Annotated in this window: 13 protein-coding genes and 1 pseudogene; 5 read left to right on the forward strand and 9 right to left on the reverse strand. The window is 38.4% G+C overall.

Annotated elements, in window-relative coordinates; all coding sequences use genetic code 11:
• The first annotated feature begins 41 nt into the window (after positions 1-41).
• Positions 42-766, forward strand: a pseudogene (locus tag CICURV3402_RS06915) (50S ribosomal protein L3 N(5)-glutamine methyltransferase).
• Between the two features lie 500 nt (positions 767-1,266).
• Here the strand turns inward: CICURV3402_RS06915 and CICURV3402_RS06920 are convergent.
• Positions 1,267-1,428, reverse strand: a complete 162-nt coding sequence (locus tag CICURV3402_RS06920) for a hypothetical protein (protein ID WP_235667698.1) — start codon at positions 1,426-1,428, stop codon at positions 1,267-1,269.
• A 1,291-nt stretch (positions 1,429-2,719) separates the two neighbouring features.
• On the opposite strand from CICURV3402_RS06920, the gene CICURV3402_RS06925 reads away from it, so the two are divergent.
• The 4 genes from CICURV3402_RS06925 (at position 2,720) to dxs (ending at position 6,885) form a co-directional block, all read left to right on the forward strand.
• Entirely contained in the window at positions 2,720-3,022 is a 303-nt protein-coding gene (locus CICURV3402_RS06925; RefSeq protein WP_235667699.1) for a hypothetical protein, read from the forward strand.
• A 734-nt stretch (positions 3,023-3,756) separates the two neighbouring features.
• Complete coding sequence (xseB, locus tag CICURV3402_RS05540) at positions 3,757-4,047, forward strand: exodeoxyribonuclease VII small subunit (protein ID WP_158380177.1); 291 nt, start codon at positions 3,757-3,759, stop codon at positions 4,045-4,047.
• A gap of 4 nt (positions 4,048-4,051) precedes the next feature.
• Positions 4,052-4,990 carry a (2E,6E)-farnesyl diphosphate synthase gene (gene ispA / locus CICURV3402_RS05545; RefSeq protein ID WP_158380178.1) on the forward strand — a complete coding sequence of 313 codons (939 nt, stop codon included), beginning with the start codon at positions 4,052-4,054 and terminating at the stop codon, positions 4,988-4,990.
• Between the two features lie 26 nt (positions 4,991-5,016).
• Entirely contained in the window at positions 5,017-6,885 is a 1,869-nt protein-coding gene (gene dxs, locus CICURV3402_RS05550; RefSeq protein WP_158380179.1) for a 1-deoxy-D-xylulose-5-phosphate synthase, read from the forward strand.
• Between the two features lie 1,816 nt (positions 6,886-8,701).
• Here the strand turns inward: dxs and nuoM are convergent.
• From nuoM to CICURV3402_RS05590, 8 genes are all read right to left on the reverse strand, one after another.
• Positions 8,702-10,204, reverse strand: coding sequence for an NADH-quinone oxidoreductase subunit M (gene nuoM / locus CICURV3402_RS05555; RefSeq protein WP_158380180.1), 1,503 nt, complete (start codon positions 10,202-10,204; stop codon positions 8,702-8,704).
• Between the two features lie 41 nt (positions 10,205-10,245).
• Entirely contained in the window at positions 10,246-12,147 is a 1,902-nt protein-coding gene (gene nuoL / locus CICURV3402_RS05560; RefSeq protein ID WP_158380181.1) for an NADH-quinone oxidoreductase subunit L, read from the reverse strand.
• A complete protein-coding gene (gene nuoK, locus CICURV3402_RS05565; RefSeq protein WP_158367982.1) occupies positions 12,144-12,446 on the reverse strand; it encodes an NADH-quinone oxidoreductase subunit NuoK in 303 nt (100 codons plus the stop codon). Before nuoK ends, nuoL begins: the two co-directional genes overlap by 4 nt.
• 115 nt (positions 12,447-12,561) lie before the next feature.
• Positions 12,562-13,131, reverse strand: a complete 570-nt coding sequence (nuoJ, locus tag CICURV3402_RS05570; protein WP_158380202.1) for an NADH-quinone oxidoreductase subunit J — start codon at positions 13,129-13,131, stop codon at positions 12,562-12,564.
• A 121-nt stretch (positions 13,132-13,252) separates the two neighbouring features.
• Positions 13,253-13,795 carry an NADH-quinone oxidoreductase subunit NuoI gene (gene nuoI / locus CICURV3402_RS05575; RefSeq protein ID WP_158380182.1) on the reverse strand — a complete coding sequence of 181 codons (543 nt, stop codon included), beginning with the start codon at positions 13,793-13,795 and terminating at the stop codon, positions 13,253-13,255.
• 74 nt (positions 13,796-13,869) lie between these two features.
• Positions 13,870-14,823, reverse strand: a complete 954-nt coding sequence (nuoH, locus tag CICURV3402_RS05580) for an NADH-quinone oxidoreductase subunit NuoH (RefSeq protein WP_158380203.1) — start codon at positions 14,821-14,823, stop codon at positions 13,870-13,872.
• Between the two features lie 20 nt (positions 14,824-14,843).
• Positions 14,844-17,576, reverse strand: coding sequence for an NADH-quinone oxidoreductase subunit NuoG (nuoG, locus tag CICURV3402_RS05585; RefSeq protein WP_158380183.1), 2,733 nt, complete (start codon positions 17,574-17,576; stop codon positions 14,844-14,846).
• 339 nt (positions 17,577-17,915) lie between these two features.
• Entirely contained in the window at positions 17,916-18,641 is a 726-nt protein-coding gene (locus tag CICURV3402_RS05590; protein WP_158380184.1) for an amino acid ABC transporter ATP-binding protein, read from the reverse strand.
• Positions 18,642-18,694 lie beyond the last annotated feature (53 nt).

Genomic DNA, 18,694 nt, shown 5'->3' on the forward strand with positions numbered 1-18,694 from the left:
GAGCGTATTGTTGAAGACGAAATCCTTTTCTTTTAAATAGAATGCAAATTTTTGAGCACCTTTCTGATACAGTACTTATAAAAGATACCTTAAAAATTACATATCATTCAAGATTGGTTACACTAGGCCACCAGCCAATTTAATGCTTCGGATATTTATTACGGTCACGGAGCCGATAACTCTTTGGATGAAGAGGTACAACTCATTCTCCCCAGTTTATCTCTTCCTATCAATATGCCAAAAGCAATAAAAAGTGCACGATTAACCCTAATTCTGTTGAGCGAATTATGCGTAGAATCAATGAACGTATTCCGGCATTATTATCTCACTAATACCGCTTTGTTCTGTGGACAGTCGTATTATGTTAACGAGCAAGTTTTGATACTGCGTTCTCCTATAGGGGAGTTCATTGAGGATCACTTTTAAGAGTTACCCTATTTCTTCAGATCTATTTAACGATTTTCTCCGCATCACTTATAACTTGATTGTGACTAACCCACCACTATGTGGATGTCAAAGATATCAACGATTTACCACTCTAATTTCTTTTTGAGCCTCGTCTTCGATTAGAAGCAAGAGAAGATAGTTTCAACTAGTACAGCGCATATTAACTAGTGCCGGAAGGTTTTTAAAAGAGAATGGTGTATTGATTGGTGAAGTCGGCAACAGTCAAGCACCTTTAATAGAAGAACATCCTAATGTTCCTTTTTTATGGGTGAAATGTCAGAAAGGAGGTGAGAGTTTGTTTATGTTAATAAAAGAATAGGTGGATACTAATTTTTCTAGGTAGGCCTCTTAATTTTTCCCCAGAAGAGACGTTGTATTTTATGCACGCTTACCGCAGATTCAGAGCATTATGAGGGGTCAAGAGGCCCAAGTCTGTATAATGTTTTATTGAAATTGTACTCCCTATTTTTAAAATAGGGACTTCAGTAATGTTCATCAAAACAATACCGGAGTTAATTTATTTAACTTATGGTTATCTTCTAAATAGAGTTTAAAGAAAAAACCTTCACAACTACACAACTACGATAAGCTGACAAATATAAGACAGTAGGTATTAACACCAGAAAAACTAGAAACACTTTCCTTGAAGAATGGAATACCGTTCTGCACGTTCTTTACTGCTCCTGCCTCTGATGTGTTTAAAAGAACAGAAGTCTCGGGTAAAGAATTCGGAATGTTTTTAGTTAAACTTTTGTTAATATAAGTTGAAGTGCCGTTATTTTTAATAACTGCTAAAACATCAATAAGATCCTCTATTTCTTACACCTGAAATTTGTTTTGATTTTCTTTTAGGACTATTTCTGGTTCAAACAGAGCTGCTTCAAATTTACGATGGATCTTTTCTGTTACTTCACTAAAAATCACGTTTTCGTCTTTTCTATCTTTCAATTTATTTTGAAAATTTAATGGAAATTTATTCATTTTATGATCTGTTTCCAAAAAATATGTATCATAATCCGTTGGTAAATTTTAAAAACCCCCCCGGTTTTTTGATTTGCTCCGGTATTTTTTGGAAATGCGCTATGTTTTTAGAACATCTTATTCTTTCATATAATCAATTTGGAAATCTTTGTCCTTCATCGATTGCAAGTGAATATTTAGAGTTTGTTTGTTTCTTTAGTTGTTAAAAATCCCTTTTCTAAACGCATTCAGAGGATTTGCTGCATTAACAGATGTAGATACATTTAATACATATTCCAAAAATTTAAAAAACGATTCATTTTTATGAAAATACATTTTTTAACCTTAATTCCAGATAATCATGACTTTTTTCTGAATCTTCAGTTTATCTAAAATCACACAACTTAACCTGCGATATAGGATTCTGAACGGGTTAAATACGCCTTCCCCGTATATTTAATATCTGCTATCCGAGATAAGATCTTCATTGATAATATGCGCAATAATATTGCGTCCCAATCAATTAATCTTTTTAAGACTTTTATAAATTTTTTAATAAAACATCAAATAAGTATTTTTACTCTTTTTTGCTATATTTTAAAGGATTCTCCCTTCAAGCATGCTTAAGGAGAAATATCATGTCGCTATCTGTTCAAAGTTAAAATAATAATTTATCCCAGATAAGTGATATCGATGATATCGATATCACAAACACAACAGGAGCGGAAAACGAGTGGATTTATGATTTTGCTGAATTCATTAATAATATTAAGATCAACATGCAAAAAGGAATTGCCGCAGAATTTAGTAATGAGATTAATAAACCTATTTATTTAAAACTCTAAGCTTCTCACTCTCAATTTAACTTATTAAAAGCATACCTAAAAACAAATTTTTTACTTGCTTATTAATCCAAGTCAATAAACATTATCAATAATTTATTCTTAAAAAATTTTTACCATGTTTTAAGAGATTTAATTTAATGTTATTCATGATTAAAGCTTAATGACGAGCCGATTATAATGCCTTTACATCTTTCCCGTTTCAAAGACAAATTCAGGTTATCGCTTAATTTTTTTAATAGTCTATACTTTGGTAGACAATCCGCAAAAGGCAATTTTGCAATCCACGAAACTTTTGGGTATAAGAAAATATCTATGCGTATTTTTTCACATAGTGCCAAAACATAAATTTTGTGAGGCAAATGCAGGATTAATGTCTATTAGATTAAACTATCAGAAAATATAATAGATACTGTAATTGCAATAATGTCAAATATATAGATTCCACCTCACAAACGAGGCGAATTTATGTGAGCAATATAGAAAAAATTGTGAGACAGGCTCAAAATACGGGGCACTCTTCGTCCGTTTTACCTGCGCAATTGCTCATATTTTGGGAATACTCACAGGATCTATGGGGCGTCAAGGATATTAATTTAAAATATATTTACGTTAATGCTGCTTATTACAATATTTTCAATATTAACCCCAAAGTGTTCTGCATTGCCGGACACCTTGATAATGCATTACCCTCTCAAATCGCGGGTTTCGCCTCTCTTTTTCATCAGCATAATCGCCAAAATGAAGCGCAGGAATCGTCTTTGCTCCATTGACATTCACCACTATGAACCAGATCAACTGATGCGACTTTATTATTTCGATAAATATCCACTTTATGCAGAACACAGTCGGCTTTCTATTGGGACCACTTTTCGTACTAGAAAAGTTGAGAACTTCTCAAAAACAGTTATTATCACGTGTCAAGCCCGTCTACTTTTTATTTTATCCGCCCGAAAACGCATTTACCGAAAAAGAACTCGAGGTTATTTTTGTGTGTTGCAAAATATGAATAGTAAGATCGTTACCTTTCATTGAGGATTATCAGGCCGTACAGTACAGTAGAAAATAAATTACAGGTCATATATCGTAAAGCAGGGTCTAAATCTTTATCTCAGTTCAGCGAGTACTGCAGGCGCATAAAGGTTATGATTAGTATATTACACAGACATTCCTGAGTCCGGTTAGTAAACTATTTATATGAGTCTCTGAAAACGGCTTATTTTAAAGACCTCAATGAAGTAATTCACTGAAAGCAATAAGAGCAAATATCACACCTCTATCAGGAACTGGGGTGTTATCGTAAACCCAAAATGCTGTGCAGTTGAAAAAGAGATGATTTATCTTGATGAAAGCGGTTTTGCCAACGACATACCCTTGACTCATAATTTTGCTCCCAGTAGAAGAACAATAGAGCTGATATAGTTGGTTCATCTTCATCTGCAGATTCAATGCTACTATTTTAAAACCTATTTTCAATCTTTACCATTGATTTATTTTGAGGCCCCTTATGCCAAAAGTAACCTCTGTAAGCTCAGACTTTTCTGAGAAAAAAAAATCCAAAAATAAAAAAAATGCCTTGATCAGTTTTGAAACCACCTTAAATGACTTGGAGCAGGTTGTTACTCGCTTGGAGGCGGGCAATTTTTTATTAGAAACAGCCCTTAATGAATTTGAACGAGGCATCAAATTAACAAAAAAAACGCAACTAACGTTGTTAGAGGCAGAACAACATATAAAAATTTTACTCAGCAATACCCCTGATACTCAATCAAATCTATTCACCCGTGATTATGAGTAATGGTATGCCTGATAAAATCTCCTTCTCGGATCAACATACTTCCTTTGATTTTGATCAGCAGCTTTCAAAATATCAGAAACGCGTTGAGGCATACCTATCAAGTGCACTAGACAAATTGCCCACCTATAATACTGAATTACTAGATGTCATGCGTTATTCCACTTTGACGGGCGGTAAACGCTTACGTCCTTATTTGGTATATGCTACAGGGAAAATACTCGGCTTGTCATTGAGCAATCTAGATGCGCCTGCGGCCGCTATAGAATGCATTCATTCTTACTCTCTGCTCCATGATGATCTTCCTTCTATGGATAATGATAATTTACGTCGAGGAGAATTAACTGGCCATGTCAAATTTGGTGAAGCTAATGCTATTTTAGCGGGAGATTCACTACAATCTTTAGCTTTTTCAATTTTGGCAGATAACCCCATGCCAGCTGTCGTCACAGAAGATAGATTAGCAATGCTATCCGAACTTGCGCGGGCCAGTGGTGCTACTGGTATGTGTGGAGGGCAAGCATTAGATATGGCGTCTGAATATTTAGAAATTTCTCTTGAAACCCTTGAGATGATTTATCACCATAAAACTGGGGCTTTGCTTCGGGCCGCGGTGCGTCTAGGCGCGCTAGCCGCTGGTGAAGCCGGGAGAAAAGCCCTGCCATGGTTAGATCAATACGCCAAAAGTATCGGGCTGGCTTTTCAGGTGCAAGATGATATCTTGGATGAAATCGGGGAGGCCAGAAAAACAGGGAAAAAACTAAAATCAGATCAACAACGAGGTAAAGCGACTTATCCTGGCTTATTGAGTTTAAAAGGCGCCCAAAAAAAAATGGTGGCTCTTTATCAGTCTTCTTTGTCTGCTTTAACAGTGCCTGAGGCCAGTGTCTATAACACGCTGCCTTTAAAGGCTTGTGCTTATTTTATTTTAGAGCGTCATTTTTAAAAAATGTCACTTAACATGAGTATTAAATGACTTTTAATAAAGAAAAATATCCTACCTTAGCACTAGCAGAAACGCCAGAATCACTGCGTTTATTGCCTAAAGAATCTTTGCCAGAATTGTGCTCAGAATTACGATCATATTTACTAAACGCAGTGAGCCAATCGAGTGGGCATTTTGCATCTGGGCTAGGTGTGATTGAGCTCACACTGGCATTGCATTATGTTTATAAAACGCCATTTGATCATTTGATATGGGATGTAGGCCATCAAGCCTATCCCCACAAAATATTAACAGGCAGACGAGATAAAATTGACCGCATTCGACAAAAAAATGGGCTACACCCTTTCCCATCTCGAGAAGAAAGTGATTACGATGTGCTTTCTGTGGGGCATTCCTCTACTTCTATCAGTGCCGGTTTAGGCTTAGCTGTCGCCGCAGAAAGAGAAGGCTTAGATCGAAAAATTATTTGCGTGATTGGAGATGGTGCCATCACAGCAGGAATGGCCTTTGAAGCCATGAATCATGCCGGTGAGATCCACAGCGATATGTTGGTGATACTCAACGATAATGACATGTCTATCTCAGAAAATGTCGGGGGATTAAATAATCGCTTTGCGCAATTATTATCAGGCTCATTTTATACCCGCCTTCGTGAAAAAGGCAAAAAAGCGTTTTCAGTCGCACCACCTATTAAAGCGATTTTAAAACGGACAGAAGAACACTTAAAAGGAATGGTGGTACCTGGTACTTTATTTGAAGAATTGGGATTCAACTATATTGGACCTATTGATGGTCATAATATCTACACACTCATCCACATGCTCGAAAATATGCGCCATCTCAAAGGCCCTCAATTGCTACATGTCGTGACAAAAAAAGGCAAAGGATATACACCTGCTGAAAAAGATCCGATTGCTTGGCATGCGGTTCCTCGATTTGATCCCATGTCAGGCACTTTACCAAAAATAGTTGATTCGATACCGACCTATTCTAACATTTTTGGGGACTGGCTCTGTGATACCGCAGCTACTGACCCGCGATTAATGGCGATCACACCTGCTATGCGAGAAGGATCTGGCATGGTGCGTTTTTCTCGAGAATATCCCAAACAATACTTTGATGTCGCCATCGCTGAGCAACACGCGGTCACCTTCGCAGCCGGTTTAGCTATTGGAGGATACAAGCCTGTGGTCGCGATTTATTCCACTTTTTTACAACGTGCGTATGACCAGCTGATTCATGATGTGGCGATACAAAATTTGCCTGTGCTCTTTGCGATTGATCGAGCAGGTCTGGTAGGTGCAGATGGGCAAACACATCAAGGCGCCTTTGATCTCTCTTTCATGCGTTGTATCCCCAACATGGTGATTATGGCGCCCAGCGATGAAAATGAGTGTCGGCAAATGTTACACACTGGATATCTGCATCCTGGGCCTTCAGCGGTACGTTATCCCCGAGGTCAAGGCACGGGAGTGGCTTTACAACCTTTATTTCCTTTAACCATTGGTAAATCTGAAATCAAAATTCAGGGGGAAAAGATAGCTATTTTGTGTTTTGGGACTTTACTAAGTGTGGCGAGGGAAGTGGCTATTCATCTCAATGCCACTTTGGTAGATATGCGATTTATCAAGCCTTTGGATACTGAGTTGATATTATCGATGGCATTAAACCACAGTCTTTTAGTGACAATAGAAGAAAATGTCATCAAAGGTGGTGCAGGCAGTGCGGTGAGTGAATGCTTAATGTCTTATAAAAAAACAGTGATGCTTTTAAACATTGGTCTACCTGATCAATTTATCCCACAGGGGGAACAGAATGAAATGAGGTCGGCATATGGGTTAGACAGTCGGGGGATTCAAAAGCAAATTAAAGCCTATTGCGAATCTGAAATGTAAAAATTCGAATATCACTAGTAAAGAGAAGGTTTTTTGGAAAGGATTTTTTGATAAAAATCAGGTTAGTAAACCATTTTATAGAATGGCATAAAGAGCATTAAATGTGTTCCCGTCGACTACCGAATTGACGACAAAGACACCGTGAAAAACTAAAAACCCTATTTTTGGGAGACACTTAAGATAAAAAAATTCTCATCTAAGTGTTGGTGCTTTATCACTTATTTCTACTATTAAATCAAGTACCGGTCATATTTGTCGTAAAACACGACCGGATATATTTATTTAATTATTTAGAAAGATAAAAATTGAATTATTAGATCCGTTTTGAACGGGCGAATGATTAGTATAAATACCCATTTCTTGAAAAACAAAACTACAATGCATCAGAAATATTCTCTTGAGAAAGAAAAGTATCATTGCAGCGATTTTTCGTATGAAGATTAACGTTGATTTTTAACACCTTTTAGATCAAATCTAAAGGTCTTGTTCAGATGGAAAGTGTTTTCTTGTTGAGTAGGTAATGAAACTTGAGCAGGTATTATTTCTTCAGTTTTTTGATATACTGGTTCTTTTATATAAGATTTTTTATGTTTCTCAACATGAAACATCAACGAATCTGTTTCTGTGTATAGCTGAAATCCACCAGCACTACTTACAAACTCCGCTTTTGATTCTTTTCTCTCTATAAATTTATCCGATATGGGAGATTCTTTTTTTGAGTTTTGTTGCTAAGATCCTGGATATCTTGATTGAAAACTTTTTCCAATTCTTTTAATGAAGTATTTTGATTAATTAAAGTTAAATTAGGAGAATTTTCATCAAAAATAAATCATAGCGGATTTGATTGATGAATATTTTTTAACAAGATCTGTGTCTTTTATAATTTCTGCGAAGCTTTTATCTTTAATTGTTCAATGAAATTATCGTTGATAATAATAGGTTTATAATCTTTAGATTATAACAAATAATAAATATAATTAGCGATACCATCCATAATTGTCTTTGGAATTAAATTTTCAAGATTTTTCTGATCAGCCAAATGCAGAATGAAGGCCTGAGTAAAAACTAATTTTATCATATCAGGTTATTCCTTTGCATCGTGTCAATAAGTATTGACATGTATATTATGATTTTCTTTAACACTTTGATTACTTTAATTAATAAATTCTTTATCATCATTATAGTTTTCAGAAATAAATAAATTAAAAGTATCCGGACTATTTTTATTATGATTTCCTCAAATTTGTCTTTGGAAGTCCGTAAAATACCTTTAAACGCTTTCTTAAAAGCATTTTAACTCATTCTATTAAAGATGTTTTTATTTTCCCCATAAAAATTAATTGTAAATTCTTTATTTCTACCCAACTTCAACGTTTATTTTTGAGTAAATTCTTTATTTTTTATTGAACAGAAATTGCTTCTACGTCTCTAGTTTCTTGTAAAAAAATCTAACATAATTAATATTTCCATTATTTTGAGTTATTAAAAAATAATTTTTTAAAAATTTTAAATTAATAGAGCAATAAAAAATTATTTTTCTGAATTAGAAAATTCAATTTTAATCATTTAAGCTTTCGCAGAATTTATATTCTTTATCATGCTTTAATAAAAATTAAAGTGATTAGTTCTTAATATTTCTTAATTAGATTCTTAATTTTCGTTGATGAAAGCAATTGAAATAATTTATTTATATAAATTTTTTAAAAAGTTATTGCAAGTTAGTTCACTAAAATTACTTTGTTAATAGGCCATATAATTTTTTATTTTATATTTTTGATTTTACTGTTAATTAAATATTAATGACTGATTGATTTTCTTAGAGATGAGCGATATCCAAAACAGGTTGTGGATACAATCCTAACAGGACCAATAGCATGACTAAGGACATTAAAATTAAGCCTTCTCTTGCTGTCATGGGTGAGAGGGGGCTTTCTGATTTAGGGGTACCATAAAAAGTACGTTGCATCATGATCAATGAATACACTGAAGAAAACACGAGCCCGAAAGTAGAGATGCTGGTGATCAAGGGAACGACTTCAAAGCTGCCAAATAAAATCATAAATTCTCCAATAAAATTGCCTGTGCCTGGCATTCCTAGGTTTGCGGTGGCAAAAAATAGAGAAATAGCGGGCAAATATTTGATGCGACCCCAAAGCCCGCCCATTTCACGCATATCCCTCGTATGCAAACGCTCATAAAGCTGCCCGCAAATTATGAACATACCAGCGCCAGAGAGCCCATGTGCAATCATTTGAATCACAGCGCCTTGATAGGCCAGTTGGCTCCCAGTATAAATGGCGATCAAAACAAATCCCATATGTGAAACACTGGTGTAAGCAATCAAACGTTTGATGTCCGTTTGACTAAACGCCATCCATGCACCGTAAAAAATGCCAAAAATGCCGAGCCAATAAGCGATTGGGGAAAATTCATGTGAGGCATATGGAAATAAAGGTAAAGAAAAACGCAAAAGGCCATAAGCGGCAGTTTTCAATAAAATGCCAGCCAAATCCACTGAGCCTGCAGTAGGCGCTTGACTATGTGCATCTGGTAACCAGCCGTGTAAGGGAACGACAGGCATTTTGACCGCAAAGGCAATAAAAAATCCTAACATCAAGAGATATTCAACCTGATGAGACATGGGTGTATTTAATAAATGCTCATAATTAAAGGTAATCTCTACCGTGGCCCGATAATGCAGAAGAACTAATCCTAAAATAGCAATCAACATGATTAAGCCGCTGGCTTGAGTGTAAATAAAAAATTTCATGGCCGCACTAATGCGGGTTTTTCCATCTGACGCCTTATGTCCCCATAAGGCAATTAAAAAGTACATGGGAACCAACATCATCTCCCAGAAAAAGAAAAATAAAAAAAGATCCATAGCCAAGAAGACGCCGATGACGCCACCTAAAATCCAGAGTAGATTGAGATAAAAAAATCCTTGATTTTTTTTGACTTCTTGCCATGAGCAAAGAACGGCTAAGGTACCTAATAAAACAGTCAATCCCAGCATTAAGAAGGATAATCCATCCAATCCCAGGTGAAATTCAATGCCTAAGCTCGGTATCCAAGGTAATATAAATTCTGCCCACCATTTAGGAAACATTTTAATGGGGGCTAAAAAAGCGGAATAAGAGTTATCCCACACTTGCCAATAGATTTGAAAAATTACTAATAAGCTGACACCCATAGTGATTAAAGCTGTCCATGCGGGGACAAATGAGCCAAAACGTTCTAGCTGCCAGCAAAGTAATCCCCCTAAAAAAGGGATAAAAATCAGCCAAGGTAATAAGGTAGCAGTAGAAGGTGCGAGCATAGCGTTTTAGGTTCCTAGTTAAAAAAATGCAGGCTATTTTATTAATTCATCAACAACAGCATTAATATTAAGACAGCACCGGTGCCCATAGAGGCTAGGTACCAACGTATCTGCCCATTTTCACTCAAAGAAAAAAGGCGATTCCCCCAGAGGCACAAAAGCGATAAAAAATTCATGCTGGTATTGAGGGGATCGCTTTTTAAACAGCGTGCAATCCATAAATAAGGTTTTATAAATACACGATTATAAAGAAGGTCAAACCCCCAAGCCTTGAACCATAAGGCGCTTAAAAAAGTCCCGATAGAGGTTTTTTGGCACCGTTGAGCCCAGTGTCTATCCCCTGAATATAAAAAGTTCGCCAGTAAAATGCCTGCTATCACAATCAGCCCTGAGCAAAATGCTAAGATTGTTTTGCCGGTTTTCAGTGCATTGTTTTCTGGCAAAACCCCCGCCAAAGGAGGCATAATTAAAGCCCCTATAAACGTAGAGAGTATTAACAACACCCAGAGCGGCACATAATGAGATATTTCTCTGGGAGAGGCTTTATAAGGCGGGTGTTCTGGAGGTGCGCAGTGAAAAACAATCAAAATCATCCGGAAAGTGTAAACTGCAGTCAAAAAAGTCCCAACTAAACCAGCGATTATCAGCTCTATATTGTTATGAAGCCATGCTCCCCATAAAATCTCGTCTTTACTGTAAAAACCAGATGTAATAACGGGCAACGCCGCCAAAGCTGAACCGCCGACTAAAAAACACAGATAAAGGAATGGCAGTGGTTTACGGAGACCTCCCATGTTAAAGATGTTTTGTTCATGATGGCAAGCAAGGATCACAGAGCCAGCAGAAAGAAATAAAAGCGCTTTAAAGAAAGCATGAATCATCAGGTGGAAAATCGCCGCATCCCAAGCTTGTACACCTAAGGCCAGAAACATGTAGCCAATTTGACTCATGGTTGAAAAGGCTAATATTCTCTTAATATCCGTTTGTACAAGCGCCGAAAAGCCTGCCAACAGCAACGTGATTGCTCCGATGATGCCTACCCAGTGCAATACCTCTGGTGCCATTAAAAATAAGCCATGTGTGCGAGCAATTAAATAAACGCCTGCAGTTACCATGGTCGCGGCATGAATTAGAGCAGAAACGGGTGTCGGGCCCGCCATCGCATCTGCCAGCCAAGTTTGAAGTGGCAATTGGGCCGATTTACCAACAGCACCACCCAATAACATCAATGTGGCCCAGGTGATAGCATCAGAGCCTACCGCCAATTGTATAGGTGTCAAGATCATCAGCTCACGCATATTTAAGGTACCGAGCTGTTGATAGAGAATAAATAGCCCCAAAGCCAAAAATACATCGCCTATCCTGGTGATGATAAAGGCTTTCATTGCGGCCGCACCATTGGCAGGATGAGTGTAATAAAAGCCGATCAGCAAGTAGCTGCATAAACCAACGCCTTCCCAACCGAGATACATCAACAAGAGGTTATCCGCTAATACCAGGACTACCATGCTGGCAATAAATAAATTGGTATAAGCAAAAAAACGGGCGTAGCTCACTTTAGCCTGCTCTTTTTCATCGTGAGAGCTGTGTTTTGCACGCATATACCAAGAGGCATACAGATGAATTAAAAAACTGACGCCTATGACCATAGAAAGCATGGTTAAGGAGAGGCCGTCTAATATCAGAGTTATTGGAATATAAAAATAATCGGTTGATATCCACTGCCACAGAGTTTGTTCAAATACAAAAGGCATATCTGGTGACGATAAAGCGTTTTTTTGAGTAATAAAATTAACGCCGACATAGAGTGTTGTTAAAGCGGATAAGCCAATCGCTCCTACACCAATCAGTGCCGATTTGTTTTCAGACCAGTTTCTTCCCAAAAAAGCCAGCAGTAAAAATCCCAATAAGGGAAAACACAGTGTTAAAAAAAGTAAGCTCATCCGCGCATCTCGCTCAAAATATCAATGTTGAGTGTGTGATGGCGCCGATAGAGTTGTAAAAGCAACGCCAATCCAATACTAGCTTCTGCTGCAGCTAAAGTGATTGTCAATAGATAGAAAATTTGTCCATCAGGTTGCCCCCAATGGCTGCCAGAGACCACCCAAGCCAGCGCAGCTGAATTGATCATGACTTCAAGGCTTATCAGCATAAAAATTAAATTACGGCGTATAAGTAGCCCTGTCAGTCCTAATGTAAATAAAATAGCGGCCAAAATTAGCCCATGTTGCATAGGAATCATGCTATTTTCTCCAATCATTTATTAAAATAGCTCTGGTTTTTGTGTTACCCATTTTTTCTCAAACAGTATCAGGGATGCCTCTTCAGTTTTTAAGAGATATCTATCTTATGTTGATCTATTTTTTAAATGGTTTTTGATATATCATTTTTGATATTCCCCCACAAAGACGCGGGACTTTTTTTTCTTCGAGTCTTTTTTTATTTTCTTTTCCTAAATGAAAAGCCACTACCAAACCGGCCAATAACAGAATGGATGCCAGTTCTACAGCAAGAATATAAGCGCTGAATAGGTGCACCCCGATAGATTTTGCGCTCACCCATGTTCCTATCATACTTTTTCCTGAAAGCCTATAAAATCCTTTAAGCAACGCTAAGAGCAATAGGGAACAGAGCAAGCTGGGTGCTACCCAAAACACTGGTTTTAACCATACGCCTTCTTGTTTTTCTTCGGATTTTCCTAAATTGAGCATCATGATCACAAAGACAAAAAGCACCATAATGGCTCCGGCATACACGATAATTTCTAACGCCCCTGCCAAGTAAGCCCCTAGAGAGAAAAACACAATAGAAATCGCTAATAATGAAATGATGAGGTACAAAAGCGAGTGGATGGCATTGGTATGAAAAATAACCAGAACAGTAGCTAAGACAGACACCAACGCGGCAGTATAAAAAGAAAATTCCAATGGCACGATCTCCAACTTTAAATGAATAAGAGCTAAAAAAATTTTTAAAAAAGATGACAATAAATCGGTATTTTAAACTCATTTTTGATCACGATTAGCCGATATGATTTAGAAAAAAGCTTTATGGCATTAAGCTTTTCACATCAATTGGCTTGTCTTCATTCTCAGCATCGCCTTTTTGTTTGCCTGCTATTTCCATACCCGAGACACGATAAAAATTATATTGAGGGTATTTTCCAGGACCGCTGATCAATAGGTCTTCTTTTTCATAAACAAGGTCTTGGCGTTTAAATTCTCCCATTTCAAAATCAGGCGTTAATTGAATGGCTGTAGTAGGGCAAGCTTCTTCACATAAACCGCAAAAAATACAACGAGAAAAGTTAATTCGAAAAAATTTTGGATACCATCGCCCATCTTTTTTTTCTGCTTTTTGTAATGAGATACAATCTACGGGACAGGCTACGGCACAGAGATTACAAGCGACACAACGTTCTTCGCCATCAGGATCACGTGTGAGCACGATACGCCCTCGATAACGGGGGGGTAAATAAACTGGTTTTTCAGGATACAGCCGCGTTTCTCTTTTATGAAACGCATGTAAGCCTATCATCCACAAGCTTCGTAACTGAGTGGCAAGGCCTAATAAAAGCTTTTTAAAAGTCATGTTGTTCCCTTTCTGAAATAATTTCAGAGGTCAAACCTAGCGCCTGAGAAAAGATAGGCGTTGCAAACGCACGGTTAATAGCCTTTTGATAAAATCACCGCCGCAGTAACCAGTAAGTTCAATAGTGTTAATGGCAGACATATTGTCCAGCCAAAAGACATCACTTGATCATAACGAGGACGAGGTAAGGACGCTCGAATTAAGATAAACATCATCATGAAAAAACCGGTTTTCAGAGCAAACCAAATGACAGGCGGTAACCAGGGGCCAGACCATCCTCCAAAAAATAACGTGACCGTTAATGCCGAGACAGTCACTATTCCAATGTATTCACCAACAAAAAATAAACCAAATTTCATACCTGAATATTCAATATGATAACCATCGGCCAGTTCTTGTTCTGCTTCTGGTTGATCAAAAGGGTGTCTATGGCAAACTGCGATCGCGGCAATCGCAAAGGTGATAAAGCCAAAAAATTGAGGGATGACATTCCAAACATGGGCTTGTGAATGAACAATATCGCGTAGGTTGAAAGAACCTGCTTGAGCCACAACCCCCATTAGAGCTAATCCAATGAAAACTTCATAGCTTAAGGTTTGTGCAGAAGCACGCATCGCACCCAGTAGAGCATATTTATTGTTGCTGGCCCAGCCGGCAAATAAAATGGCATAAACCGATAACCCAGCCATCATTAAGAAGAAAAGTATGCCGATATTAAGATCAGCAACCCCCCAGGTGGGGCTGATTGGCACAATAGCAAAGGCCAACAGTAAAGACGTGAAAGCAATCATAGGTGCCAAAGTAAAAATGACTTTGTCAGAAAAAGGAGGAGTCCAGTCTTCTTTAAAGAACATTTTTATCATGTCCGCAACAAGTTGGAGTGATCCGCCCCAACCCACTCTATTGGGCCCGTAGCGATTTTGAAATAAACCAAGGAGTCGGCGTTCACCAAAACTCATAAACACCCCACACAAAACAACGACAACCAAAATCAGGACCGATTTTAAGATTTCGATGAGAATAGGCATAAGTTGAAATTCGGATTCACTCACAAGGACACCTCACGTAACTGTTCGATAGAACATCCTACAAAAAAAGGGGGAATACCTGGTAAACCGAGGGGTAAACCTATTTGACCTGGGGAAAGATGATTACTTAAAAGCAACGGCAAACGAAGTGTTTGACCGGCACAAATGAATTCCATTTCTTGATCTGCTTGTAAACCTAGTTCTTTAGCTTCTTCTCTATTAAGGACAAAGTAGAGATCAGGCATTCTTTTCTGAATGACTTCTGCACGCTGAGATAGTTCTTCACTCCCAAATAAGTGGTAATAAGGTGCCACCACCCAAGAGGTACTGTCCCTCTGAAAAATATGGGGGATTGCATTAAAATATGGTAAGCTTCCTTTAGAAGATTCAATCAAACGTACCCCTGGATCGCCAAAACGGAGGTGTCCACCAACCTCTGCTTGAAATTTATTCCAAGCTTGGGTGGAATTCCACCCTGGTGCCCAAGCGAATGGGATTTGTTGCCGATCGGCAAAAGGGCTGTTGTTCCCTTCCATAGAAAAAGCAAAGGGAGAATTCTGATCTTTGGGTTGACACGGCTCATGCACGCTGATTTGCGCGCGCTGAGCAGTGCGGCCACTATAACGATGAGGCGATCGTGCTAATTTTTGCCCATTGATACGAAAAGCCGCATTTGGGGCCGCTTCAGCAATGCCTTTGAATTGGGGTAATGCATCGACACACTCTTCGATGATCTCATCTAAAGTACCGGATTTTTTGACAGAATCTGCCTCTGTATTATACAGCGCCCTCAGCCAATGCCAGCTCGCAAAGATAGCCGAATGATTTTGATTATCGTAGTAAGCGGGGTCATAAACCTGAAAAAAACGTTGAGCACGGCCTTCTTGATTCACAAGCGTTCCATCGCTTTCAGCAAAGCTGCCGGCTGAGAAAATTAAGTCCGCTTTTTCCATGATACCTGTGTTCTGATGGTCTAATACCATGAGAGATTTGACCTGTTTTAAAGCCAGGCTGACTTTATCAGCTTGTGCATGGCGATACAGATCATTTTCTAAAACAATAGCAGTATCAGCTGCACCGTTCGTGAGTTCTTGTAGCCCTTGATCAAGTGATTTTCCCCCCATCATTGTCAGCCCCATGCTATTGGCCGAAGAGGGCACATAGACTATACCTACTTTCGCATTTTTTGCTTTCAAGGCCATCGCTACGTTTGCGGATGCCTGAATCAGTACTTCGCTTCCTAAGCTACTACCACTAATGATCAATGGTTTTTTAGCTTCAAATAAGGCTGTTACAATGATGTCTACCTTTGACTGAAGACAAGGTGATAAGTCATCAATTGCTGGAGCGCAAGGATCCAAACCGTGTGCTATCGCAAATCCGAGGCGTGCTTGATCTACAACTGGGGCACAATAATTCCAAGCTGCGATATCATCCATTTTGGTCTGATCAATATTAGTGATAAAAAGCGGATTTTTGGCATTTTGCCCGATGTTAAAGACTGCCGCAATTTGCCAATCCGACACTTTTTGTGCTTTTGCCATCGCTCTAGCTTTGCCTTTGAGAGCTTGGCGTATCGATAAAGCAATGCGAGCCGCAGTTTGTGTCAGATCTTCTCCTAAAATCAAGACAGCGTCATAACTTTCTATTTCGCGCAGAGATGGAGTGTATATGCCCCCTTCTTTCAGAATTTTCAACATCCATTCTACTTGTCTTTGTTCTGATTCAGCCATACCGGTATAAAAATTTTCCGCACCTACCAATTGCCTTAAGGCAAAGTTGCTCTCCAAGCTAGCGCGAGCAGAACCAATACCGATGACTTTTTTAGAAGCTTTAATGATCCCCTGTGCCACTTGAATAGCCTGTTGCGCATTTAAAGTGATCCAATCTTCTCCACAACGCTGTAAGGGTTGACGCAAACGATCTTTTCGATTGACGTAGCCATAGCCAAATCGCCCTCGATCACAAAGAAAATAATGATTTACACTGCCGTTATAGCGATTTTCAATACGACGTAACTCACCATAACGTTCGCTTGGGCTGGTATTGCAACCCACACTACATTGGTGACAGATGCTAGGCGCAAATTGCATATCCCATTTTCGGTTATAGCGTTCAGAGTGTGTTTGATCGGTAAATACCCCAGTAGGACAGACCTCAACGAGGTTACCCGAAAATTCGCTCTCTAAGGTGCCACTTTCTGGACGACCAAAATACAGATTATCATGCGCGCCATAAACACCGAAGTCTGTACCATCCGCATAATCTTTATAGTAACGCACACAGCGGTAGCAAGAGATGCAACGATTCATTTCATGCGTAATAAAGGGGCCGAGCTGCTGATTCTGGTGGGTATGTTTGTTAAAGCGATATCTTCGTGAGTTATGCCCAGTCATCACTGTCATATCCTGTAAATGACAGTGCCCCCCTTCTTCACATACGGGGCAATCGTGAGGATGGTTGAGCATCAACCATTCGATGACACTGGCTCGAAATTGTTTCGCTTCTTCGTCTGCTATAGAGATGAATGTGCCCTCAATGGCGGGCGTCATGCAGGACATCACCAAGCGTCCACGAGTATCTTCTGCATTTTGATACTGTTTGACCGCGCATTGTCGGCAAGCCCCAACACTTCCAAAGGCCGGATGCCAGCAAAAATAAGGAATATCAAGACCTAAAGAAAGACAAGCCTGTAATAGGTTATCGCTTCCATTGACTTCGTATTCTTTACAATCAACATGTATTGTTGCCATATAAGCCTGCTGTAGTGATCAAGAAAATTTGGAACTTGTGGAGAGACTCTTTAGAAACGGGCATAAAATGCCTATTGGCTTGTGAAAGTTCACTGAGGGTGAACATGTATCCCCCTAAATTTGTGTAGATCATAGTAGGTGTAAAACGAAGTTTCTTTTATGTCATTCGCATTTTAAAAAATGCGTTTTTTATTTCAAATGCATTTAATTTTTTCCTCTTCATTATAACCTCTTCTGAAATTTAAAAAATCAGTGAGGATATTTTCTTACAAAATAATAAATAGCAGGTTTATAAAAAAGCTACCGAAAACTATTGCTTTTTATTGATTTTGAAGAGAATTAATGCAAAATCTTTGCAATAAAATCCCTCGCTCTTTCTGTTTTTGCTTGATAAAAAAAATCCTCTTTTAAGGTGTCTTCTAAAATTTTTCCTTCATCCATAAAAATTATTCTGTCTGCTACTTTACGCGCGAAGCCCATTTCGTGAGTCACTACGATCATGGTCATACCTTCATTGGCGAGTTGTACCATCACATCCAAAACTTCACTGATGTTCTCTGGATCTAAAGAAGAAGTCGGTTCGTCAAATAACATCGCTAGAGGATCCATACAAAGCGCCCGAGTGATGGCGACCCGCTGTTTTTGACCCCCTGAAAGATGCGGTGGAAATTTATCTGCTTGCGCCAAGAGCCCCACTTTTCCTAACATGAACAGGGCTTTTTCAGTGGCAGAAGATTTATCCCGTTTTAATACTTTGATTTGAGCCAGTGTTAAATTTTCTATAATCGATAAATTAGGGAATAACTCAAAATGCTGAAAAACCATACCTATTTGTATTCTTAGTAACGCCAGATGTGTTTTTTTATCTTGAACTGAAATACCATTGACTTGAATATCCCCTTTTTGGATGCCTTCCAATCCATTGATGGTTTTAATTAAAGTGGATTTTCCTGATCCAGAAGGACCACAAATCACAACCACTTCTCCTTTTTTCACTTCTATAGAGCATTCTTGCAGCACAGAAAAACTACCATACCATTTAGAAACATTGCGTAAAGAAATCATTTTTTATCTTTTTATCCATTCAATATGACAAAATGCAGAGTGAATATGAGGTG

The organism is Candidatus Williamhamiltonella defendens (genome assembly GCF_900699045.1).
GTDB classification, from domain to species: domain Bacteria; phylum Pseudomonadota; class Gammaproteobacteria; order Enterobacterales; family Enterobacteriaceae; genus Hamiltonella; species Hamiltonella defensa_A.